The sequence below is a fragment of the Nonomuraea guangzhouensis genome (assembly GCF_019396345.1).
Classification (GTDB): domain Bacteria; phylum Actinomycetota; class Actinomycetes; order Streptosporangiales; family Streptosporangiaceae; genus Nonomuraea; species Nonomuraea guangzhouensis.
In genome coordinates this window covers 172,814-193,440 of sequence record NZ_JAHKRM010000028.1, presented here as the reverse complement: position 1 = coordinate 193,440, position 20,627 = coordinate 172,814, and the positions used below count along the sequence as shown (strand labels likewise).

The window sequence follows — 20,627 nt, the reverse complement described above, 5'->3', positions numbered from 1 at the left end:
GAGCTACGGCCGGGAGCCCCCCGGCGTCATGGCGGCGGCCGTCGCCGAGGCGATGCGGCCGGGCGCGAGCTTCGACTCCGTGGTGGCCACCTGCCTCAGGCTGGCCAAGGACGGCACCAGGGCCGCCATCGAGGCGGTCTGCGAGGCGGCCGCCGGGCTCGGCCACTGGGAGGGCTCGTTCGAGACGCTGCGTGCGGCCGTGCGGCCGTTCGACACGGTCGCCGACACCTACCGCGACCAGGGCCTCGGGGCGCGGCGGCCGAGCCGGGTGCACAGCATCGAGGAGCTGCCGCTGGCGCTGGGCTTCCTCGTGGTGGCTAAGGGCGACTACCGCGACACCGTGCTCGGCGGCGTGAACTACGGCCGTGACGCCGACTCGATCGCCTCCATGGGCGGTGCCATCGCGGGCGCCCTGGGCGGGCTCGGCTCGATCCCGCGCGAGTGGGTCACACAGGTGGCCGAGGCGAGCCGTACCGACCTGGTAGCGCCAGGCCGGGTGATCGCCGACGTCGCCCGCCGGGTGCACGCCGACGACACGGCCCGCCGCCGCGCGGTCGAAACCGCCTTCGCCGACCTCGACGGCCGCGCTGACCGCGCCGACCGCGCCGCCGACCGCGACGACCGCGCCGGCCGATGATCCGCCTCACTTGGGTGCAGCCCGAGGACCTGGTGGGCCACGAGCTACGCCAGGCCGCCGAGGACGGCCGGGACGTACGCGGCATCGCCGAACGGTGGCACGCGGCGGGCGGCCACGACGCCCCGCCGCGCGCCGGCGCCTCCGAACCCGGCGCGCTGCGGCTGCGACCGCTCGCCGAGCGCCTGCTGGACGAACTGGCCGCCATCCCGTCGCCACTCGCCGTCGACGAGCCGTCCGACCTGGCCGCCATCATCGCCGCCTGCCCGAACTGGCCCGCTCCCGCCGCTGCTCTCCGGCAGGTGGATCCGGCTCGTGTGCTCGGGGCCTGGCAGGGGCGGGCGGCCGGGTGTGTGCTCGGCAAGCCGGTCGAAAAAATCCCCCGCGCGGGGATCAGGGAGATCGCCGAGGCCACCGGCAACTGGCCCATCACCGGCTGGTTCACCGCCCAGGGGCTGCCTGACGCCATCGCCGCACGGTGGCCGTGGAACCGGCGTAGCGCCGTCAACTCCCTGGCCGAGAACATCGACGGTGTCCCCGAGGACGACGACCTGAACTACCCGCTGCTCGCCCTGTCCGTCCTGGAACGCCACGGCCGTGGCTTCACCACCGACGACGTGGCCAAGCTGTGGCTCGACGAGCTGCCCGCCGGCCGGACGTTCACCGCCGAACGCGTCGCGTACCGCAACCTGCTGGCCGGTGTCGAGGCGCCGGAGACGGCGACGTACCGCAACCCGTTCCGCGAATGGATCGGCGCGCTGATCAGGACCGACGTGTACGGGTGGGTCAATCCCGGCGATCCGGCCACCGCGGCCGAGTACGCCTGGCGCGACGCCCGCCTCACCCACACCGCGAACGGCGTCTACGGCGCGATGTTCGCCGCCGCCCTGTGCGCGAGCTCGCTGGTCGCCTCCTCCGCCGCCGAGGTGGTCGAGGCCGGGCTGTCCGTCGTGCCGCCGCGTTCCCGGCTCCACCAGGCGGTACGGCAGGCGGTCGAGGACGCCTCGAAGGAGGCCGACTTCGAGCGGGTCGTCGACCGGCTGCACGAGCGGCACGGCGCGCTGCACTGGGTGCACACGATCAACAACGCCGCCCTCCTGGCCGCCACGCTGATCCACGGCCGGGGCGACTTCACCGCCACCATCGCCGGAGCGGTCGCCGGCGGCTGGGACACCGACTCGGCCGGCGCCACGGCCGGGTCCGTCGCGGGCGCGCTGAACGGCGGGGTTCCGGAGCGGTGGATGATGCGGGACAGCCTGGCCACCAGTCTGACCGGGTTCGACGGGATCGGGCTGGGTGAGCTGGCGCGCCGTACCCAGGCGATTCAGCGGACTTCGGGAAGGAGATGATGAGGGCATGATCTCGGTCTTCGGCAGCGCGAACATGGACCTCGTCGCCTACGTGTCCCAAGCCCCCAAGCGGGGCGAGACGGTCACCGGGCGGGCGTTCCGTACCATTCCCGGCGGCAAGGGCGCCAACCAGGCGATCGCGGCGGCCAGGGCGGGCTCCGTGGTGGCCTTCCTGGGCGCCGTGGGCGACGACGGCTTCGGCGGCGAGATGCGCACCACCATGGCCGAGGCCGGCGTGGAAGTCGAACGGCTGCGGCAGGTGCCCGGCCCGAGCGGCATCGCGCACATCGTGGTCGACGACGACGGCGGCAACTCGATCATCGTGGTGCCCGGCGCGAACGGCACCGTCACCGGCCCCACCGCCGACGACGTCGCGGTGATCGCCGACTCGCGCGCGCTGCTGCTCCAACTGGAGCTGCCCATGGACGCGGTGGTCGCCGCCGCCCAGGCCGGGCAGGCGGCGGGCGTACCGGTGATCCTCACCCCCGCGCCCACGCAGCCCCTGCCGGACGCGCTGCTCGACGCCGTCACGCTGATCGTGCCGAACGAGCACGAGGCCGCCGACATCACCGGCGCCGACTCCGCCGACGCGGCGCTGGACGCCCTGCTCGAACGGGTGCCGGAGGCCGTCATCACGCTGGGTTCCGAAGGGGCGCTGTACGGCTCACGGTCGGGCGAGCGGCTGCGCGTGCCCGCCGTGCGGGTGAAGGCGGTGGACACCACGGCGGCGGGCGACACGTTCGTCGGCGCGCTCGCGGTGGCCCGCACCGAAGGGCTTCCCGCGGCCGTCGCGTTGCGCTTCGCCTCGGCGGCGGCGGCGCTGTCGGTGCAGCGCGCGGGGGCGAGCACGTCGATGCCCAGCCGCGCGGAGATCGACGACTCGCTCGACTGATGCCGTCCTGGCGGAGGAGTTTTTAGCAGTTTTGTACTGAACGGGCCGGAGCGTCGAGAGTGCGCCCGGCCCGGGTCAGGCGGGCGGGGACGCCATACGGCGGGTGGTTGAGGTCCAAGGATGGCATACATCCGATCTCCTGCCCGCATAGGTCCAGCTCGCCGTCATCCATGCGCGGTCAGTGCTTGACCCACATCCGATGTTTCCTCTACGTTACCGGGCATATCGAGGTTGCGAAAGATTTCGCAACTCACTCCCTTCGCTTGAGGTATGGAGTGCCGCATGCCCTCCCCCCGCCGTTCGCTCGCCACCCTCGCACTCACCGGTCTCCTCGCCGCCACGTCGGCCTGCGGATCCTCCTCGGCCGCCGGTGACGAGTCGCTGGAGGTCTGGAACCGGGCCTCGCCCGCGTCCGCCGAGGTGACCAAGAAGGTGCTGGCCGCGTTCACCGCCAAGACCGGGATCAAGACCAAGTACGTGCCGGTCCTCGACAACTGGGACGGCAAGGTGCAGGAGGCCGTCGCCGCGCGCAACCTGCCCGACATCATCATCAACGACTCCGGCATGCTCGGGACGAACGTCAGCCAGGGGCTGGTCGGCCCCGTGAACCGCGACCAGATCGCGGGCCAGGGCGAGTTGCACGAACGCGCGTGGGAGCAGGCCAAGGGCTACGACGGCAAGTACTACGCGGTGCCGTACACCGTGCAGACCGTCGCCACGCTCATCAGGAAGGACTGGCGGGAGAAGGTCGGCGCCGAGGTGCCGAAGACGTGGGCGGACCTCGTCGCCCTGGCCAAGGCCTTCCAGGAGAAGGACCCGGACGGCAACGGCAAGGCCGACACCTACGGGATGGTCGTCCCGGCCTCCACCGAGCGTGGGTACGCCTCCTGGTGGGCCTCCACCTACATCTGGCAGGGCGGCGGGGAGTTCCTGACCGCCTCGGGCGGCAAGTTCACCCCCGCCATCGACCAGCCCAAGTCCGTCGAGGCCGTCAAATGGCTGCAGAACCTCTTCTGCAAGGACAAGGTGGCCATCCCCGGGGCGCTCACGCTGGTCACCAAGGACGCCCACCCGTTCTTCGAGACCGGCAAGGCCGGCATCTACCTGACCGGTCCGTACACCTTCGGCAGGTTCGACAAGAGCCTGGGCAAGGACAAGTACGAGGTGATCCCCTCGCCCGCCGGCCCCGCCGGGACGACCTCGATGGCCGAGGGCGAGAACATCTACCTGATGGCCGGCTCCAAGCTGCAGGACCAGCAGAAGAAGCTGGCCGAATACCTCATCACGCCCGAGGCGCAGAAGATCGGCATGGCCGGCAACTCCGATGGCGCGATCGTCAAACTGCCGGTGAACAAGAGCGTGGACGTGCTCGCCGAACGCCAGGACGACCGGTGGGCGACCATCAAGGACGTCTACGAGAAGGACGGCAAGTACTTCCCGAACGTGCCGAACTGGCTGCCGTTCCGCCAGCGCTCGGCCGAGACGCTCAACAAGATCTTCGCTGACTGCGGCACCGACGTGCAGGCGTCGCTGACCGAGCTGGCCGGGGTGTTCAAGACCGAGTTGGCCGCGCAGAAGGTCGGCTGATGACGCTCACCACGGAGCGCACCGCCGCCGTCACCGCGGCGGGCGGCGCGGGACCGACGCGAAGGCGGAAAGTGGCCCTGGTGCCGTGGCTGTTCCTGGCGCCGGCGCTGGTCCTGTTCCTCTACTTCAAGTACATCCCGATGGCCGAGGGCATGTGGCTGAGCTTCTTCAAGGTGCAGCCGTTCCTGGGCAACGAGTGGCTGGGGCTGGAGAACTACCGCCGGGTCTTCGCCGAGGAGGCCTTCCGCGACGCCACCGCGCACACCCTGGTCTACGCGGCCGGCCAGACCGCAGGCTCGATCCTGGTCGGGTTCGTGCTCGCGCTGCTGCTGGAGGGCAAGGCCAGGACGTTGTGGTTCGTCCGTACGGCGGCCTTCCTGCCGGTGGTCACGGCGACCGCGGTGGTGGCGGAGGTGTGGCGGCTGCTGTACTTCCCCGGCTCGGAGGGCATGCTCAACACCCTGCTCGGCTGGCTCGGTAGCGACACCCAGAAGTTCCTCGACGACCCGAACGGGGCGCTGGGCTGGGTAGTCCTGGTCGGGATCTGGAAGGGCGCGCCGTACGACATGATGATCATCATCGCCGGGCTGGCGGGGATCGACCGGCAGCTCTACCAGGCGGCCGCCATCGACGGCGCGAACCTGCTCCAGCGGATCAGGTACGTCACGATTCCCGCGCTTCGGCCGGTCGTGACCATCCTCATCATCCTGGCCTCCGTCCGCAGCCTGCGTGTGTTCACCGAGATCTACGTGCTCACCGGCGGTGGGCCCGCCGGGGCGACCGACGTGATCATGACCCGGATCTTCGCCACCGGCTTCCGGAGCGGCGACATGGGGTTCGCCACCGCCGCCTCGGTGGTGCTGTTCCTGGCGACGCTGCTGCTCACGGCCGCCGTCACGCTCTACCGCAGGCGGAAGGAGCTCCATGTTTGAGACCACGCTCGGCTGGGCCTGGGGCCGCAAGCACCCGGTGGCCTCCGTGGCCCGGGTCCTGATCTACGCCCTCGTGCTGGTCGTCTTCTGCGGGCCGCTGCTGGCGATCTTCACAGGCGCGTTCGACCGGAGCAGCGATCCCAGCCGGATGTCGTTGTTCCCGTCGAACCCGACGCTGGTGAACTTCCAGGTGGCGGCCGATCAGGGCCTGTGGCGGTTCTTACTGAACTCGCTGGTCATCACCGGCGGCGGCCTGCTGCTGCAGGTGACGGTGAGCGTTTTCGCCGGGTACGCGCTGGCCCGAAAGAAGTTTCGGGGGCAGGCGTTCGTGCTGGTGGCCGTCCTGGCCACGATGATGATCTCCGACGAGGTCATCGCGATCCCGCTGTCGCTGGTGCTGAACGATCTGCCGCTGCTGGGCGTCTCGCTCCGGGGATCGCTGCTGGGCATGATCGTGCCGCTGGGCGCGTGGGGGTTCTCGATCTTCGTGATCAGCGAGTTCATGAAGGAGATCCCGAAGGAGCTGGAGGAGGCCGCGCGCGTCGACGGCGCCGGTGAGCTCCGGATCTTCCTGCAGGTCATCCTGCCGCTGTGCCGTCCGGCGCTGGGCGTGATCACGATCTTCGGCTTCACCATGGTGTGGGACCAGTACCTGCTGCCGTTGATCGTGGCCGAGTCGCCGGACAACTACCCGATCGGGGTGGGGCTGTCGATGCTGCGTACCAACCCGGAGATCGGGCCCGGCCCGCTCCTCGCCGGGGCGCTCGTGGCCATGGTGCCCAGTCTGGTCGTCTACCTGGCCTTCCAACGTACGTTCCTGTCCGGCCTGGTGGCCGGCGCGGTGAAGGGATAACCCATGACTCACGAACTCAGCCGGCGCGCGCTGCTGGCGGCCGGCGGCGTGCTCGCGGTGGCCGGCATGGCGGGGACACCGTCCGCGTACGCCGACACCGACACCGACTCGTGGCGCTCGACGCTCGTGTACCGCAAGCACGGCAGGCTCGTCTACGCCGAGGACGCCGAGCGTAACCGCGTCCCGGACTACAGCCACGCCGGCTACCGCAACGGTGAGCGGCCGCTGCCGCACCTGCCGGTGGTCAAGGCGATCAGGCCGGTCGAGGGCGACAACACCGCCCACATCCAGGCCGCGCTGGACGAGATCGCGGCGCTGCCCGAGCACCGGCGCGGGGCGCTGCTGCTCCTGCAGGGGCGCTACTCGGTGTCCGGGACGATCTACGTACGCTCCAGCAGGACCGTGTTGCGCGGTTCCGGGGACGGCGAGGACCCCGCGCGGAACACGGTCATCATGGCCACCGCCGCGGGTGCGGCGGACCGTACGGTGATCGTGGCGGGCGGCGAGGGGCCGGTGAACTGGTCGGCCTGGCGGGGCGAGGTGCCGGGCACGCGTACCGACATCGTGTCCGACTTCGTCCAGGTGGGCTCGCGTACGTTCGAGGTCGCCGACGCCGGCGGCCTGCGGCCCGGCGACAACGTCATCGTCTTCCACCCCTGCACGGAGGCCTGGCTGAAGGCCATCGACTACGGCGGGCACGACACCGGGCGGCCGTGGTGGGTGGACGAGGAGCCCATCCTCTACAACCGCTACATCACCCGTATCACCGGCAACCAGGTGACCGTCGACGCGCCGGTCTTCAACCACCTGAACCGGTCGCTGTCGCAGTCGTACATCTACAAGACCGACCGGGCAGGCGTGGTCACCGAGGTCGGCGTCGAGCGGCTGCGGGTGGACGTCGAGTTCACCGGCGACCCGTTCGTGGACAAGTCGGCGGTGCAGAACGCCATCCGGATCTTCCGCGCCGAGGACGCCTGGATCCGCGACTGCACCGCGCTGCGGTTCTGGCAGGTCGGCATGGAGGCGTGGGAGGCCACCCGGGTCACGGTCGCCAACTGCCGCGCGCTGGAGCCGACCGGCTCCACCTCCGCGGGCGGCAACCGCTACAACTTCTGCGCCCACCCGTTCGCGCAGCTCGTGCTCTTCAAGGACTGCCACGCCACGAAGGCCAGGCACTCCTTCATCTGCAACGGCGCCGCCTCGAACTCGGGGATCGTCTTCCTGCGCGGCACCTCCGAGGAGACCTACAACACCAGCGAGGGCCATCGGCGCTGGAACACCGGCCTGCTCTACGACGGCCACCACGAGGTCAACCCGCACCGCACGCTGACCCTCGGCCTGTACAACCGGGGCTGGTGGGGGACGTCGCACGGCTGGTCGGCGGCCCATTCCGTGGCGTGGGGGTGCGACATGTCCGGCACCCAGATCGTCGTGCAGAAGCCGCCCACCGCGCAGAACTACGTCGTCGGCGCCAAGAACGCCGTGGTGAACGCCAACGGCCCGTTCGCCCAGCCGATCGGGTACGTCGAGGGCGTCGGTGAGTCGTCCCTGCAGATCCCGTCGCTGTACGCGGCGCAACTCCACGAAAGAGGTTTCCGCGATGTCTAGGATCGACGCCTTCAGGGAGCGGCGTTTCGGGCTGTTCATCCACTGGGGCCTGTACGCGCTGGCCGCCCGGCACGAGTGGGTCAAGCAGCGCGAGCGGCTCACCGACGAGCACTACCAGCGCTACTTCGACCACTTCGACCCGGACCTGTACGACCCCGAGGCCTGGGCGGAGGCGGCCGAGCGCGCCGGGATGCGCTACACGGTGCTGACCGCCAAGCACCATGACGGGTTCTGCCTGTGGGACTCCGGGCTGACCGACTACAGCGCCGGTCGCACGCCGTACGGCAAGGATCTGGTCGGGCCGTTCGTGGCGGCGTTCCGGAGGAGGGGTTTGGGGGTCGGGTTCTACTACTCGCTGCTGGACTGGCACCACCCGGACTTCCCCATCGACGGGCTGCACCCGGCGTACGTCGAGGGCGGCGACCTCCCCGACCGCGATGTCACGAAATATGGCGACTACCTGCACGGTCAGGTCGAGGAGCTGCTGACCCGCTACAGCCCCGACACCCTGTGGTTCGACTTCTCCTACAGCGACCGGATCCGGCAGGGCAAGCGGGTCCACGGCGGCAAGGGCAAGGCCGAGTGGCGCTCGGCGGAGCTCGTGGACAAGATCCGCGCCCTGCGGCCGGACATCCTGCTCAACGACCGGCTGGAGCTGCCGGGCGACTTCACCACGCCCGAGGCGTACCAGCCGACCGGCCCGATCGGCGCGGTCTGGGAGGCGTGCCAGACCCTCAACGGAAGCTGGGGCTACTACCGGGACAACCACACCTGGAAGTCCCCGGAGATGCTGATCAAGATGCTCGTCGACTCGGTCTCCAAGGACGGCAACCTGCTGCTCAACGTGGGCCCGAACGGCCGCGGCGAGTTCGAGCCGCGGGCGCTGGAGACGCTGCGCGAGATCGGCGAGTGGATGCGGCCGCACGGCCGGTCCATCTACGGCGCGGGCGCCAGCACGTTCCAGGCGCCCGCCGACTGCCGTTACACCCAGCGCGGCGACCGGCTGTACGTGCACGTCTTCTCGTGGCCGTTCCGGCACCTGCACCTGCCGGGACTTGCGGGCAAGGTCCGGTACGCGCAGTTGCTGAACGACGGCTCCGAGATCCGCACGTGGGCCCCCGACCCGGCGTACGACAACGGCCACGTGCACTCGATCGCGATCCCCGAGGGCACGCTGACGCTGGAGCTGCCCGTGGAGCCGCCGAAGGTCGCCGTCCCGGTGATCGAGCTGTTCCTCTAGGACTTCTTGTAGAGGTGGACGTTCTTGATGTACGCGTCGTTCCGGCTCGCCATGCCGGCGCGGCCGTACAGTCCGCACTTGAAGTAGTGGGTCGCCGCGCCGTGGTCCTGGAACGTGGCGCGGAACTGCCGGTTGACGAAGACGTGCACGAGGCCGGGGCCGGTCTCGTGCACCACGTTGAGCCGCAGGTAGGTGTCGTAGATCGGCCCGTAGATCCGCGCCTGGTCGTAGTAGTTGATGCTGTTGGTGTTCATGGCCAGCGTCATGAAGGCCGTGGCCCACGACGAGCCGCCGAAGACCTGCATCACGCAGACGTTGTGGGCGCCGGACGCGACCTTGATGTCGCACTCGAACTGCGCGCTGCCGGAGGTGTAGTCGTTGCGGAAGCGCAGCTCGCTGCGCGGTCCCGAGTCCTGTCCCGGGAACGTGCTGGGATCGGAGGAGTAGAGCCAGAAGTGGTGCTCGCCGGTGGCGGCGTCGTAGGTGTGCCGGGTCAGGTCCGGCGGCTGGTGCACGGTGTAGCCGGGCGAGACCTCGGTCCACCCGGATCCGATCGGCGCGGCGTACGCGGCCGACGGCCATCCCCAGGCGGTCAGGCCGAGTGCGCCGGTTCCGGCGATGAAGGTTCTTCTGCGCATTCCCGCTCCCGATGGGTTGCGAAAGATTGCGAAACAAGATCTAGCCGCAACGTAGGCTAAACGTCGGAGGTCGTCAAGGGTCCCGGCGGGCAGGCAGACTTCTGATCGGCAAGACGTACTAGTGAAGGGTTCGACGTGGACGACATGACTGTCCCCCGCCGCAGCACCATGGCGGACATCGCCGCCCGGGCGGGGGTCTCCCCGTCCACGGTGTCGAAGGTGCTTCACGGCAGGTCGGATGTCTCCCCCCAAACCCGCGGCAAGATCCAGCGGCTGCTCGGCCGGCATGGCTACACGTTGCCGGGCCACGGCGAGCATCCCGGCGGCCTGATCGAGTTCGTCATCAACGAGCTGGACAACCCCTGGGCCGTGGAGCTGATCCGCGGCGCCGAGGAGGCCGCCCAGGCCGAGGGGATGGGCCTGGTCGTGTCCGCCGTGCATCACCGCAGCAAGCTGGCCCGGGACTGGCTCGACGCGATCGGCAACCGCGGGTCGCTCGGCGCGATCCTGGTCGTCTCCGAGCTCTCCACCGAGCAGGAACGCGAGCTGGAGCGCATGGGCATCCCGTTCGTCGTGGTGCAGCCGTCGGAGGACTACAGCCAGGACACCCCGTCGGTCGGCTCGACGAGCTGGCAGGGCGGCTTCTCGGCCACAAGGCACCTGATCGAGCTGGGCCATCGGCGGATCGCGATGATCACCGGCCCGGCGGGCCGCCTGACCTCGCGGGTGCGACTGGACGGCTACCGCGCGGCGCTCGACCAGGCCGGGATCGAGCCCGACCCGGAGCTGATCCGGCACGGCGACTACTCCCACGAGCCCGCCTACCACCTGTCCCTGGAGCTGCTCAGGCTGCCCGACCGGCCCACGGCCGTGTTCGCGGGCAACGACCTCCAGGCGCTGGGCACGTACCGGGCGGCCAAGGAGTGCGGTCTGTCGGTGCCGGAGGACGTCAGCGTGGTGGGCTTCGACGACCTGCCGTTCGCCCAGTGGATCACCCCGCCGCTGACCACCGTGCGCCAGCCGCTGGCGAACATGGCCGGCATGGCGGCCAGACTCCTCGTCCAGCTCATCAACGACGAGCAGCCGGAGACCCTGCGGATCGAACTGGCCACCCGGCTGATCGTCCGCGAGAGCACCGCCCCGGCGCCCTGAGACTGTTGGAGCGGAGTTCGCTGGGCAGGTGAGGGTGATGAATGAAGACCTGCCTGATGCGGTGAACCGGGACGGTGGCGAGAGCGACGTGGTGGCCGAGCGCTCAGGAGCCGATACCCCGAAGGCGCGCCGCCCCATACCCGCCGACTGGCCCGACACCGAGACGAACCCCGCGATCCCCGTCCCCGACATCACCGCTCCCGAGCCCGAGGCGGAGGCCACAGCCGACGTTGAAAGGCGCGCCGAAACCGATGGAGAAGCCGGCGAAGAGGTGGACGACGGCGCCGAAAAGGAGGTGCGGCCCGAAGCGGGTCCCACCGGCTGACGGCAGCCCTCGCCGTCGTGACCAGTTCCGACGGCGGGGGTCAGCCCGGGATCAAAGCAGCGGCTTTCGCCGGTTTCCCCGACGGGACGATGTAGCGAATGTCCGGCATCAAGGCGTGGTCTTCTCCGACTCGCGCCACTTCCACGATGTACGCAGCCGACCGGTCGGCGGCTATACGGACCGTGGCGACCCGCCACCCCTGAGGAGCGAAGACTATGAGTTCCGGGGGATACCGGTCGAGGTTGCTGAGCGGGGCGGCGGGGAAGGGCGCGGAGCGGAGCGTGAGTCTGAGCCACTCGACGACGTAGCTGTGTATCCCGCGCCTGGTAAGCAGCACGCGTAGCCTGTCCAGAGCCTGGTCATGCTCGGCCGCGACACTGCCGCTGATCGGCACATGGCGAGTCATTCCCTGTCACCGCCCGTCTGTATTCCGAGAAACATCGCCAGAGTGCCGCTTTCCAGCTAGCTTTGTAGCCATCCAGCAACTGTCCGTAGTCGGACAGTTGCCGTAAACCTTTGTCCGTGCGATGTCGGAAAGAGCGGTCCGGAGCATTTCAAGGAGCGTGACATGTCCGTGGACGAACAGAGCTCGTACGGTGCGGTCCTAAAAGAAGCCCGAATAGCGGCCGGCCTCTCTCAGACGGCAATGGGAGAGCTGATCCCGTGCAGCGAGAGCTTGGTCGGCCTGATCGAGCGCGGCAAGCGCAACCCGACCCGGCAATTCACCCACGCGGCCGAGACCGCCCTGGACCTGAATGGGGAATTGCTTCGGCTGCTGCCCAGCGCCAAGGTGATGTCGGCCCCGAAATGGTTCAGAGAGTGGCCAAAGGTGGAGGAGAACGCCCACACCATCCGAACCTGGCAACCTCTTGTCGTTCCGGGCCTTCTGCAGACAGCCGCGTATGCGCGAGCGATCCTCTCCGCCGAGCCAGGAGTCACTCAGGAGTGGATCGAGGAGACCGTCGCGACCCGGCTCCATCGTCAGGCGGTGTTCGACCGCGAGAAGCCGCCGATGTACTGGGCGCTGCTCGACGAGTGCGCTCTGATCCGCCCCATCGGGGGTGCCGACGTCATGCGGGAGCAGTTCGAGCACCTGCTGAAGATGATGGCCACCTCCTTCATCTCGATCCAGATCGTCCCCCTCAGCGTGGGGGCAACGCCGGGGCTGCTTGGCGGCTTCGCTCTGGCTCAAGGCGACGGTATGCCGAACCACGTCTACCTTGATGCCGCTGCACAGGGCTCCGTATCGGCTCGCGAGGAGATAGTGCGAGCGGTTAATCTCAGATACGACGCGATTCACAAATGGGCGCATCCCATACATGTGAGCGAGCGACTAGTACGTGAGGTGGCGGCAACGTATGAAGATCAGTAATGAGCTGCGCGCCGAACTAGAGGCCGCTGTGTGGAAGAAATCCACACTCTCCGGCTCAAATGGGGGCGACTGCCTCTACGCAGCCAAACTGAGTGGCGACCGATACGCGATCAGAGACTCCGAGCAGCCCGACGTCGAGCCGCTGATCTTGCGAGGCGGCGTCTTCCGCGCCTTCGTGGGCGGCGCGAAGCTCGGCGAGTTCGACCTCTGACCTCATTGGTGGAGGCCCCTGCGACCAACCACTGCAGGGGCCTCCATCATGGCGGATGCCTACTATTGCCAGACGTAGAAGTAGTATCCGCTTAAATTGCGGAAACATCCGGCCGTTGGATAGGTCGGGGTGCCTGCGGCAACCCAGGTCGATCGGGCCACGTTGCACCAAGTCTCTGTGTTGAAGTAGCCCTTCAACACCCACTCTGCCAAGAGTGTGCTTTCAGTTGTCGTGGCTGACGCGGGTGAAGGTGCGAACGAGAGGCCGGCCGCCACAAATGCCGCAGCGGCGAGGGCTGTACGAAGTCTGCGCAAGACTCCCCCAGATGGGTCTGCGTCCCGAACGAAAGACGGTATTCCCGGTCAGGTTAAACAGGTTCCCTGTCGGGGACCTTTCGCCGATCTTTCGCGGTACTTTCGTCGGAGCAATTCCCCTTTGCCCGCCCCCGACCCCGCACTCTTGGCAGTCCTGCGGAAGAAGAGCCGCGCGACCGCCGAGGAGCCGAAGTGCGGCCACGCCGTCGCCGCGATCGACATCTCCCGTGGCGCTCAGGCGGCGGGTGCCAGTGGTCGGCCTCCCCAGCGGATGCGACAACAGCAGCCTTGTCGCTCCGTGGCTTATCGTTTATCGTTATTATCGACGATCGATATCCGAGCAAGGGGGATAGTCATGGCCAGACCGCCGGTGAGCATCCGCATCCTCGAGGTGATCGTGTGGTTAGGGCTCGGTTTCGCTCTGGTCGTGCTCCTGATCGGCCTCTCCGCAGTCTTCGGCGAGTCCAGGACCGACACGCGTTATGTCTTCGTCAATCCCTATGCGACCGCTACCACCGCCGACGACCCGGCGCCCGTGCCCACCGGCCCTCCCGGAACGGTCGGCCTCGTAAAGCCCGCATTCAATGCCACGCTGACCATCGCTGAGCCGAGCCCTTGGCAGAGCTTCCTTCTGATCCTGCCCGAGTTGCTGCTCACGCTGGTGCTCTGTGTCGTCGCGGTGTTTCTTCTCCTGCTGCTGCGCAGCTTCCACGCGGGTGATCCCTTCACGCCGACGAACGCCAGAAGGCTCGCCGTGATCGGCGTGCTCCTCATCTGCGTCGCCGTGATCCCGCAGGTGGACGGATGGGTCCTGCACACACTGGTCTCCGGCACCCCGCTGCAAGGGACAGCCCTGTACGCCGCGGAAGACTACCGCTGGGCGCCGGTCGTCGGCTTCGGCGTCCTGGCCCTGGCCGAGTTCTTCCGCCAGGGCAGCAGACTCCGCGCCGATGTCCAGGGTTTGGTCTGATTCCGCCGGAAGACGACCACATCCGTACGCTGTGCGGACCGTCCGTGAGCACCGTGGCCGGCACCCCGGCGCGAGTCACCTCGGCGGTGGCGCCAGGGGGTTCCCGTCGCCGCTGAGGGCGACGGGCGGGTGCCTGGTTCGCGTCAGTTCGAGAGCGCCTGGGCGCGGCGGGCTTCGAGCGTCCGGGTGACCCGCTCGGCGTCCTGCGGATAGCTGACGTACAGGACCGAGAGCAGGAGACCGTTGACGATCATCAGCACCACCAGGACCCAGAGGAACACGCCCTGGATGCCGATCGTCGCCGCGAGCGCGCCGGCCAGGAGCGAGAACAGCGCCCAGGCGATGGTCTCGAACACGGTCAGCCAGATCGCGTACGCCTGCCCGCGCAGCTCGGGCAGCACGACGGCGGCCACGATGGGCCGGTTGACCGGCGGGTTCAGCCCTTGGCAGGCACCCAGCAGGGCCCAGAAGACCGCATACACGGTGATCGTCTCGTACCGGAACTGGGTGCCGAAGAAGGCCACGACGGCGAACAGGATCTGGGCGACCTGCAGGACCAGGACGCGGCCTCGGCTCGGCATGAGCCGGTCGAGCCGGGGGAGGAGGAATCCGGCGCCCAGCGTGGCGACGCTGTAACCGATGCCGAACGGAAGGGCCACCAGGATCGCGACGGCGTTGGAGATGCCGCGCTCGCTGACCAGGAACTGCACGCCGAAGATGACGATCAGCAGGTGCCCCGACAGGAGCCGGCTCAGCATCATCACGGTGTACGTGGGAGTGCGGAACAGGCTGAGGACGGAGCCCACCGTGACCTTCGCCTTCACCCGGTCCTCGCCGGCGAGGTCGGCGAGTTGCCGCTCGGAGGCGCCGATGCCCGGATCCTTGAAGAACGCGAGGATGAGGAACCCGGCGGCGATGCAGATGCCGCCGATCATCCACAGTGCCCAGCGCCAGCCGTCCGCCAATCCGACGAAGATGGCCATGACGGGCCCGAGGGCGATGGCGGCGAGCTGAATCGAGCTGAAGAAGATCCCCGTGGCCCGGGCGCGCTGCTCATCGGGGAAGGAGTCGGCGATGACGGCCATGGCGATGGGCGAGCCGCCGATCACCGCCGCGGACATGAGGGTGCAGCAGATCAGGAGCTGGGCGAAGTTCTGCGAGAAGCCCGCGGCGATGCCGAACAGGCCCCCGGTCGCCGTCGTGGCCACCAGTGCGCCGCGGCGGCCGATCCTGCTGGACAGCCAGACCCAGAACGGCCCGGCGGGCACGCTGGCGATCTTGCCGAGCGCCGCTATGACGCCGAGGTGGCCGCTGTTGAGCCGCAGCGCGGTCGCGAGGGTGGGGAAGACGGTGTTGATGAGGCCGGCTTCGGTGTTGTCGATGACGCTCACGCCGGAGAGGACGGCGAGATTGCGCCAGCGGTGGGGGACGTTGGCGGCCTGAGCCGCTCCTGGCTGAGTGGAGGCGGTGGAGGCGCTGGCATCCATGCGGTGCCCCTGTCTGCAGTGTTGCGATAGAGAGAACGTCGCCTCAGTCGGGTGAGGCGGCGGGTGTTGCCGGAAGAAGGCTCAGCTGCTCGTCGATGCGGCGCAGCAGCATGGCGGGCACGTGGCCGTAGCGGGCCAGGTCCAGAAGGCTCATGGAAACGGGAGCGGAGAGCAGCTCCGACTGCACCAGCGCGGGTGCCTCCCGCACGAGGACGTCCTTGGCTCCCGTGATCCGCAGGAGTTCCAGGAGGGGAGCGCGCAGCAGGGCCGGGGCTTGGAGTTCGGCTGCCGCGGGCAGTGGCGCGGCGGTGGTCGCCGCGCGTTCTCGCTGCTCGCGCACGAGGAGATGCTCGCGTGTGATGACGCCCTCGCGCGGGATGCCCAGGCGCTCGAACTGGCCGGCCGGCGCATCGGTGTCGATCAGCAGCTGACGCAGCAGTTCGATCATCCGAAGTTCGACGTCGTCGTCGACGACAGGGGTTTCCTGCGCCGGGTCGGTGCGGAGATCGAACAGCAGCGTGCCGTGCTGCCACGGGTTCATCCATGAGGGCGCAGCGGGCATGCGCATCGTGCGCAGGCCCTTGGTGAAGGTGAAGGGTTCGGCGGGCTCCCACGTCTGGAGCTCGTCGACGGAGAAGCGGGCGCGCATGTGGGTGGGCATGAGCGTGTACTCCTCCAGCGGGCCGTTCGCCGGATTCTTGGCGGCGCGCATGTAGACGTAGCGGCCGTCGGTGACGTTGACGTGCCCGCCATGGATGCCGAACAGGGCCCCCTCGTGGCCCTCTGTGCTGGCGAGGTCGTGGCCCTGCATGTCGGGGGTGGGTTCGAGGCCGAAGTAGCGGAGTACGGTCGGCGCGATGTCGATGGTCTGCGCGAGCGCGCCCCGGCGCTGGTCCCTGCCGCCGGTACGCGGATCCCACAGGAACATCGGCAGGTGCACCAGCTCGTTGAACCACGGCATCACCGACTTGGCCCACCAGCCGTGCTCGCCGAGCAGGAAGCCGTGGTCGGTGTTGACCAGCAGCAGTGTGTCGTCCCACATGGCGTGCTCGTCCATGAAGTCCAGGACGCGCCCGAGCGAGCGGTCGCACATCGTGACCAGGGCGGCGTACTCGTAGCGGGCGTGCTCGATCTGGTCCTTCGGTTCGACGACCTTCTGGTACGGCGGCCAGTCGAAGTCGGGCCCGTCGTAGTCGTGCGGGTACAGGTCCTTGTACCGCTGGTGGGTGAAGAACGGCTCGTGCGGGTCGAACAGCTCGATCTGCAGCAGCCACCGGTCGGCGTGCACGTTGGTCTCGAGGAAGTGCAGGCCGGCGTCGACGGTCCTGGTCTGCGAGTGCTCCGCCTCGGTGGCCATGTACGTGCGGTTGACGGCGTCCTGCCCATGCATTCCGGAAGCGCCCACCACGCCCTTCCACGGGTCGCCTTCCTGGCCGCGGAAGAACTCCCAGGTGCTGTAGCGGGTGTGATAGGTGGCGCCGCCGTCCTCCCAGTAGTGCGGGTGATCGGAGGCCAGGTGCGTGTGCACGCCCGCTTGCTTGAGCAGCTCGGGCATGGAGTCGTCGAACGGCTCCAGCGGCCCCCAGCTTCGGTGCAGGAAATTGTAGCGGCCGGTGTGCAGCTCGCGGCGCGCCGGCATGCACGGCATGGAACCGGCGTAGAAATTGTCGAAGGTCACGGCCTTGGCCGCCAGGCGCGCGAAGTTGGGCGCGTCGACGAAGGTGTCGGCATAGGGCGCGAGCAGGTGCCGGTTGAGGCTGTCGAACATCAGGATGATCGCCTTCATCGCGACCGCTCCTTGGTCTCCGCCGCGGGCTCCGGATTGAGCGGCTCCCCGTCGAGGAGACGCCGGCGCAGCTCGGTGAGGGAGGCGATGTGGCGATCCACCGCCCCGGCCCCCTGCCGATGGAGCCACTCGTCCATCTGGCCGCCGAGCTCGAGGTCGTAGCCAGGCGGCGGCTCGTCGAACCGGGTGCGGTCACGATGGCGATAACGCGCCACTTCGGCCAGCCGGGTGTTGATCTCGATGTCGAGGAGGTTGATCACCTGCTCGACCGTCATGAAGCCGGCATAGCCCAGCCGGGCGTAGAGGTCGGGATCCCCCAAACGGGTCGGGGGGTTGTAGGGGCGGTTCAGCCAGTCGATGAAGACGGTGTGGCCCTCTTCGGTCACGTGGTAGCGCTTGGCGTTGCTCGCCCCGGGGCGCTCCTCGAGAGTGTGCTCGACCCAGCCACGCTCCTCCATCGCCGCCAGCGTCCGGTACGCCTGGCTCATGGTGGTGTTCGAACGCATGAAACGGCCGTGTGTGTCGAAGAACTTCTTCAGCTCATAGCCCGTACTGGGGCGGTTGAGCAGGGCTCCGAGGAGCAGGATCTCAAGCTTCATCAGATGTGCCCGTCGTCGTAACGAAGGTAACCGTGCCACAAGTGGAATGGTGATACCATGACACAAGTGACACGGCCTGTCGATAGGTCGATCCATCGTCCAGGCGACGGCAGGTCGGTCAGATCCGGACTGCGGTCGGTCCGCCTGATGGCGTCTACCAGCGCCAGGGCATCGCGAGCACATTCGCCGGACGTTCTCCACATGCTGGTGACGCCGCGGCGGAGTGGCGATCATGCAAACCATGGGTTCAGCGGTGGAGGTGGCATTCCAGCCGGACTCGTCATCGACGCGATCCGCGACGTCGCCTGCGGATCAGTCGTCGCCGGCGGTAGGTCGCGTGCCGACGCGGATTCGCCGCTGTAAATCCTCAGTGCGCGATGCAGCCCGTAAGGATCAATGCCGCAGTCAGGGCGATCGCCACGATCGAAGCCCATCCTCCGGCGCAGAGCGCCGCTGCCAGTGCGAACGGAACGGCGCTGAGTAACCACCACCATAGCCAGCCCGTCACGGCCAACCCCAACGCGGCGAAGGCAGTCGCCCCGGCGACCCAGCCGATCACCCCAAGGGCCAAAATCGCACTCGCCCACGCCAGCCTGCCGCCGGGACTCTCCGTCAGCAGTGAGCCGCGCGACGTCGCAAGAGCGACGACGTACAAGATGGCCACCCCGAAGATCGCAGCAGGGATCAGAACGATCGGACCCAGCCCGAATATGAAGATCGCCACGACGTAGATGCCGGGGCCGAACAGCGTGCCGCCCACGACTCCCACGCTCGCTACCTGGGCGACCGTCCACTGCCAGGGCCGACCCGGCAGGGCCGTCTCCCACTTGGCGGTCAACGCAGCTAAGTGCACTACAAGATCGTAGGCATACCCGGCGTCATCGGGAAGAGCTTGGTCACTGCTGGAGATCGGCCGTGACCTCGTGGTGGGTGACGTGTTCGTCCCACCGCGTCAGAGCGCGGCGGGCTGTTTCTTCGACGACGGCCTGCTCGGGTCCTCACCGGCGAACGCGCGTACGTCGTCCATGCTGGTGAAGAAGGTGATCGAGGTGAACATCACTTCTTCGCCGTCCTGGCGACGTAGCAGCCGGGCACCGCGGAAGCCGGCGACTTGCTGGAGATGCTCGGCGACCTCGGATTCGTAGTGGTGCTGGTAGTCGTCGGCTGTCGTTGCCGAGGCCCAACCTCGCCACATCCGCGCGATCATGAGCTGCACCTGACCTTTCCATGTCGGCCGCGTACGTCACTGCGGGTGGCGAGAGTCGGCCACATTGAAAATGCTCCGTGAAGGTGCTACACGAAAAGCGTTGCTAGCGAACCGGGCGAGGCAGGCGGATGGTGAGGATCCGGCTGGTCACGCCACTGTCCACCAGCCGCCCGTCTGCCCCGAACTCGCCGAGCCCGAAGTCGTTGTCATTGGCGACCACGAGCGTCCGGGGGTCGAGCAGGGCGATGCCCTCGACCTTGCCAGGCAGAGTGGGGGCGACCTCGGACAGGTCGGCGACGAGCGACTTGGCCGGAACCTTGACACCCGCCAGGTCGGCCAGCGCCTCCAGTGACGGCGTGGTGGCCGGGTCGTCGTACGGCCCGCCCAGCAGGTTCGTGGCCTTGGCCAGGTCGATCTGGTAGACCCGGGCGACGTTGTCGGTCCGCTCGTCCACCAGCAGTCGGCGGCCGCCCACGTGCGCCAGGCCGGAGACCTTCATTTCGCTCTGGTCGCCGTTCGCCTTGGGGTCGAAGGTCGTGACGTCCTCGAAGCGGTAGGCGTACTCTCCGGTCACCCGCGCCGCGCGGATGCTGAACGTGAGGATCCGGCCGACGCGGGAGGATTTGCCGGTCTTCTTGTCCGGATTGGCCAGCGGGCTCTGCACCGCGAGGTACAAGGTGTCGCCGTCGATCGCCAGGCCTTCGAACCCGCGGTTCTGCTGGCGGGAGGCGAGGATGGCCGGCAGCGTGTCCTTGACCGGGTAGTCGGCGCCGGTGAGGTTGAGCCCCTTGGGGACGTACCGGGCCAGCACCCGCCCTCGCTCGGAGACGTGCAGCAGCGACGGCCCGTACTCGTCGACCAGCCAGAAGTCGCCGCCCGGGGTCCGCACCAGGTCCTCGGTGTCCACCCCGCTCGGGTTGTACGGCAGCGCGGTCTGGCCGTCCCAGGTGTAGGGCACCTCGTCATGGCCAGCCTGGTTGCTGAGCCCGGTGATCGGCCTGCCGGAGGTGCCGACCAGGGGGACGTACTTCTTGATCTCGACGCCGAACCGGGTGGCCACCTGCACGATCGCGGGGCCGAACTCCGGGATGGGGAACGTGCGCCGCTTGTCCGCGCCCACCTGCCCGTTGGGGCCGCGGTCGGTGACCATCCAGTAGTCCCCGCGCCGCCCGGCAGGGAACAGTCCGCTGCCGACCCCGCCCAGTTTGACCCCGCGATCATCGGCGATGGACCGCTGCAGGTCCTTGAGGGGTACGGGAGGGATGCTCACGTCCTTGACCACCACGGGCCGTGGCGCGGCCTCGGCCAGGGAGGGAGCGACGGTCGTGGCGGCGGCGACCGCCGGACCCACGACAAGCGCCAGACCCACGAGTACGGGACGGAACATGGCACGCCCTTTCACACCGGCGAACACGAGCGTCCCGACCCTATTGACCCCAAACGTCCAATCGTTGAAGTGCCGATGAACAGG

Annotated in this window: 21 protein-coding genes; 13 read left to right on the top strand and 8 right to left on the bottom strand. The window is 68.5% G+C overall.

Translation table 11 applies throughout. The features are described from left to right. From KME78_RS45650 to KME78_RS45615, 8 genes are all read left to right on the top strand, one after another. Positions 1–637: ADP-ribosylglycohydrolase family protein (locus tag KME78_RS45650; RefSeq protein ID WP_219536193.1), on the top strand; the 637-nt coding region annotated here is incomplete at its 5' end. Next, positions 634–1,983 (top strand): ADP-ribosylglycohydrolase family protein, encoded by a 1,350-nt coding sequence (locus KME78_RS45645; protein WP_219536192.1) that lies wholly within the window; start codon positions 634–636, stop codon positions 1,981–1,983. The genes KME78_RS45650 and KME78_RS45645, both read left to right, overlap by 4 nt. Before the next feature lie 7 nt (positions 1,984–1,990). Beyond that, positions 1,991–2,875: a ribokinase gene (rbsK, locus tag KME78_RS45640; protein ID WP_219536191.1), complete on the top strand. Its 885-nt coding sequence runs from the start codon at positions 1,991–1,993 to the stop codon at positions 2,873–2,875. 282 nt (positions 2,876–3,157) lie between these two features. Beyond that, positions 3,158–4,462 carry an ABC transporter substrate-binding protein gene (locus KME78_RS45635; RefSeq protein WP_219536190.1) on the top strand — a complete coding sequence of 435 codons (1,305 nt, stop codon included), beginning with the start codon at positions 3,158–3,160 and terminating at the stop codon, positions 4,460–4,462. Further along, positions 4,462–5,394 carry a carbohydrate ABC transporter permease gene (locus KME78_RS45630; protein ID WP_219536189.1) on the top strand — a complete coding sequence of 311 codons (933 nt, stop codon included), beginning with the start codon at positions 4,462–4,464 and terminating at the stop codon, positions 5,392–5,394. Before KME78_RS45635 ends, KME78_RS45630 begins: the two co-directional genes overlap by 1 nt. Further along, on the top strand, positions 5,387–6,247 hold the full coding sequence (locus tag KME78_RS45625) for a carbohydrate ABC transporter permease (RefSeq protein ID WP_219536188.1): 861 nt from the start codon (positions 5,387–5,389) through the stop codon (positions 6,245–6,247). Before KME78_RS45630 ends, KME78_RS45625 begins: the two co-directional genes overlap by 8 nt. A 3-nt stretch (positions 6,248–6,250) precedes the next feature. Beyond that, positions 6,251–7,855 carry a hypothetical protein gene (locus KME78_RS45620; protein WP_219536187.1) on the top strand — a complete coding sequence of 535 codons (1,605 nt, stop codon included), beginning with the start codon at positions 6,251–6,253 and terminating at the stop codon, positions 7,853–7,855. After that, positions 7,848–9,095 (top strand): alpha-L-fucosidase, encoded by a 1,248-nt coding sequence (locus KME78_RS45615; RefSeq protein ID WP_219536186.1) that lies wholly within the window; start codon positions 7,848–7,850, stop codon positions 9,093–9,095. Before KME78_RS45620 ends, KME78_RS45615 begins: the two co-directional genes overlap by 8 nt. Here the strand turns inward: KME78_RS45615 and KME78_RS45610 are convergent. After that, positions 9,092–9,733 carry a polysaccharide lyase family 7 protein gene (locus KME78_RS45610; protein WP_219536185.1) on the bottom strand — a complete coding sequence of 214 codons (642 nt, stop codon included), beginning with the start codon at positions 9,731–9,733 and terminating at the stop codon, positions 9,092–9,094. The genes KME78_RS45615 and KME78_RS45610 overlap by 4 nt on opposite strands. Positions 9,734–9,877: 144 nt before the next feature. Between KME78_RS45610 and KME78_RS45605 the strand changes: the two genes are divergently transcribed. Together KME78_RS45605 and KME78_RS45600 are read left to right on the top strand one after the other, a co-directional pair. Next, the gene (locus KME78_RS45605; protein WP_219536209.1) at positions 9,878–10,885 is read left to right on the top strand and encodes a LacI family DNA-binding transcriptional regulator; all 1,008 of its coding nucleotides are present in this window, start codon (positions 9,878–9,880) and stop codon (positions 10,883–10,885) included. Between the two features lie 37 nt (positions 10,886–10,922). Beyond that, complete coding sequence (locus tag KME78_RS45600; protein WP_219536184.1) at positions 10,923–11,210, top strand: hypothetical protein; 288 nt, start codon at positions 10,923–10,925, stop codon at positions 11,208–11,210. Positions 11,211–11,250: 40 nt separating this feature from the next. On the opposite strand, the gene KME78_RS45595 is transcribed toward KME78_RS45600, so the two are convergent. After that, the gene (locus KME78_RS45595; protein WP_219536183.1) at positions 11,251–11,616 is read right to left on the bottom strand and encodes a hypothetical protein; all 366 of its coding nucleotides are present in this window, start codon (positions 11,614–11,616) and stop codon (positions 11,251–11,253) included. A gap of 162 nt (positions 11,617–11,778) precedes the next feature. Between KME78_RS45595 and KME78_RS45590 the strand changes: the two genes are divergently transcribed. The 3 genes from KME78_RS45590 to KME78_RS45580 all read left to right on the top strand — a co-directional run bounded on the left by KME78_RS45590 (position 11,779) and on the right by KME78_RS45580 (position 14,077). Further along, a complete protein-coding gene (locus tag KME78_RS45590) occupies positions 11,779–12,582 on the top strand; it encodes a helix-turn-helix domain-containing protein (RefSeq protein ID WP_219536182.1) in 804 nt (267 codons plus the stop codon). After that, complete coding sequence (locus tag KME78_RS45585; protein ID WP_219536181.1) at positions 12,569–12,793, top strand: DUF397 domain-containing protein; 225 nt, start codon at positions 12,569–12,571, stop codon at positions 12,791–12,793. The genes KME78_RS45590 and KME78_RS45585 overlap by 14 nt, the downstream gene beginning before the upstream one ends. A gap of 669 nt (positions 12,794–13,462) precedes the next feature. Next, positions 13,463–14,077: a DUF2975 domain-containing protein gene (locus tag KME78_RS45580; RefSeq protein WP_219536180.1), complete on the top strand. Its 615-nt coding sequence runs from the start codon at positions 13,463–13,465 to the stop codon at positions 14,075–14,077. Between the two features lie 143 nt (positions 14,078–14,220). Here KME78_RS45580 and KME78_RS45575 read toward each other — a convergent pair whose 3' ends face one another. The 6 genes from KME78_RS45575 to KME78_RS45550 form a co-directional block, all read right to left on the bottom strand. Continuing rightward, entirely contained in the window at positions 14,221–15,564 is a 1,344-nt protein-coding gene (locus KME78_RS45575; protein WP_219536179.1) for an MFS transporter, read from the bottom strand. 43 nt (positions 15,565–15,607) lie between these two features. Beyond that, complete coding sequence (locus tag KME78_RS45570; RefSeq protein WP_219536178.1) at positions 15,608–17,350, bottom strand: sulfatase; 1,743 nt, start codon at positions 17,348–17,350, stop codon at positions 15,608–15,610. Further along, on the bottom strand, positions 17,347–17,949 hold the full coding sequence (locus tag KME78_RS45565; protein ID WP_219536177.1) for a PadR family transcriptional regulator: 603 nt from the start codon (positions 17,947–17,949) through the stop codon (positions 17,347–17,349). The genes KME78_RS45570 and KME78_RS45565 overlap by 4 nt, the downstream gene beginning before the upstream one ends. Before the next feature lie 367 nt (positions 17,950–18,316). Next, entirely contained in the window at positions 18,317–18,709 is a 393-nt protein-coding gene (locus KME78_RS45560) for a hypothetical protein (protein ID WP_219536176.1), read from the bottom strand. A 192-nt stretch (positions 18,710–18,901) separates the two neighbouring features. Beyond that, the gene (locus KME78_RS45555) at positions 18,902–19,156 is read right to left on the bottom strand and encodes an antibiotic biosynthesis monooxygenase family protein (protein ID WP_219536175.1); all 255 of its coding nucleotides are present in this window, start codon (positions 19,154–19,156) and stop codon (positions 18,902–18,904) included. Between the two features lie 103 nt (positions 19,157–19,259). Beyond that, a complete protein-coding gene (locus KME78_RS45550) occupies positions 19,260–20,543 on the bottom strand; it encodes an esterase-like activity of phytase family protein (RefSeq protein WP_219536174.1) in 1,284 nt (427 codons plus the stop codon). Positions 20,544–20,627 lie beyond the last annotated feature (84 nt).

What these genes read in the sequence shown, in the direction of transcription:
- KME78_RS45585 (WP_219536181.1), top strand. Translation starts at nt 12,569, where the DNA reads ATGAAGATCAGTAATGAGCTGCGCGCCGAACTAGAGGCCGCTGTGTGG.
- KME78_RS45590 (WP_219536182.1), top strand. Translation starts at nt 11,779, where the DNA reads ATGTCCGTGGACGAACAGAGCTCGTACGGTGCGGTCCTAAAAGAAGCC.
- KME78_RS45595 (WP_219536183.1), bottom strand. Translation starts at nt 11,616, where the DNA reads ATGACTCGCCATGTGCCGATCAGCGGCAGTGTCGCGGCCGAGCATGAC.
- KME78_RS45620 (WP_219536187.1), top strand. Translation starts at nt 6,251, where the DNA reads ATGACTCACGAACTCAGCCGGCGCGCGCTGCTGGCGGCCGGCGGCGTG.
- KME78_RS45615 (WP_219536186.1), top strand. Translation starts at nt 7,848, where the DNA reads ATGTCTAGGATCGACGCCTTCAGGGAGCGGCGTTTCGGGCTGTTCATC.
- KME78_RS45605 (WP_219536209.1), top strand. Translation starts at nt 9,878, where the DNA reads ATGACTGTCCCCCGCCGCAGCACCATGGCGGACATCGCCGCCCGGGCG.
- KME78_RS45635 (WP_219536190.1), top strand. Translation starts at nt 3,158, where the DNA reads ATGCCCTCCCCCCGCCGTTCGCTCGCCACCCTCGCACTCACCGGTCTC.
- KME78_RS45600 (WP_219536184.1), top strand. Translation starts at nt 10,923, where the DNA reads ATGAATGAAGACCTGCCTGATGCGGTGAACCGGGACGGTGGCGAGAGC.
- KME78_RS45550 (WP_219536174.1), bottom strand. Translation starts at nt 20,543, where the DNA reads ATGTTCCGTCCCGTACTCGTGGGTCTGGCGCTTGTCGTGGGTCCGGCG.
- KME78_RS45555 (WP_219536175.1), bottom strand. Translation starts at nt 19,156, where the DNA reads ATGATCGCGCGGATGTGGCGAGGTTGGGCCTCGGCAACGACAGCCGAC.
- KME78_RS45575 (WP_219536179.1), bottom strand. Translation starts at nt 15,564, where the DNA reads ATGGATGCCAGCGCCTCCACCGCCTCCACTCAGCCAGGAGCGGCTCAG.
- KME78_RS45625 (WP_219536188.1), top strand. Translation starts at nt 5,387, where the DNA reads ATGTTTGAGACCACGCTCGGCTGGGCCTGGGGCCGCAAGCACCCGGTG.
- KME78_RS45565 (WP_219536177.1), bottom strand. Translation starts at nt 17,949, where the DNA reads ATGAAGCTTGAGATCCTGCTCCTCGGAGCCCTGCTCAACCGCCCCAGT.
- KME78_RS45645 (WP_219536192.1), top strand. Translation starts at nt 634, where the DNA reads ATGATCCGCCTCACTTGGGTGCAGCCCGAGGACCTGGTGGGCCACGAG.
- rbsK (WP_219536191.1), top strand. Translation starts at nt 1,991, where the DNA reads ATGATCTCGGTCTTCGGCAGCGCGAACATGGACCTCGTCGCCTACGTG.
- KME78_RS45580 (WP_219536180.1), top strand. Translation starts at nt 13,463, where the DNA reads ATGGCCAGACCGCCGGTGAGCATCCGCATCCTCGAGGTGATCGTGTGG.
- KME78_RS45570 (WP_219536178.1), bottom strand. Translation starts at nt 17,350, where the DNA reads ATGAAGGCGATCATCCTGATGTTCGACAGCCTCAACCGGCACCTGCTC.
- KME78_RS45630 (WP_219536189.1), top strand. Translation starts at nt 4,462, where the DNA reads ATGACGCTCACCACGGAGCGCACCGCCGCCGTCACCGCGGCGGGCGGC.
- KME78_RS45610 (WP_219536185.1), bottom strand. Translation starts at nt 9,733, where the DNA reads ATGCGCAGAAGAACCTTCATCGCCGGAACCGGCGCACTCGGCCTGACC.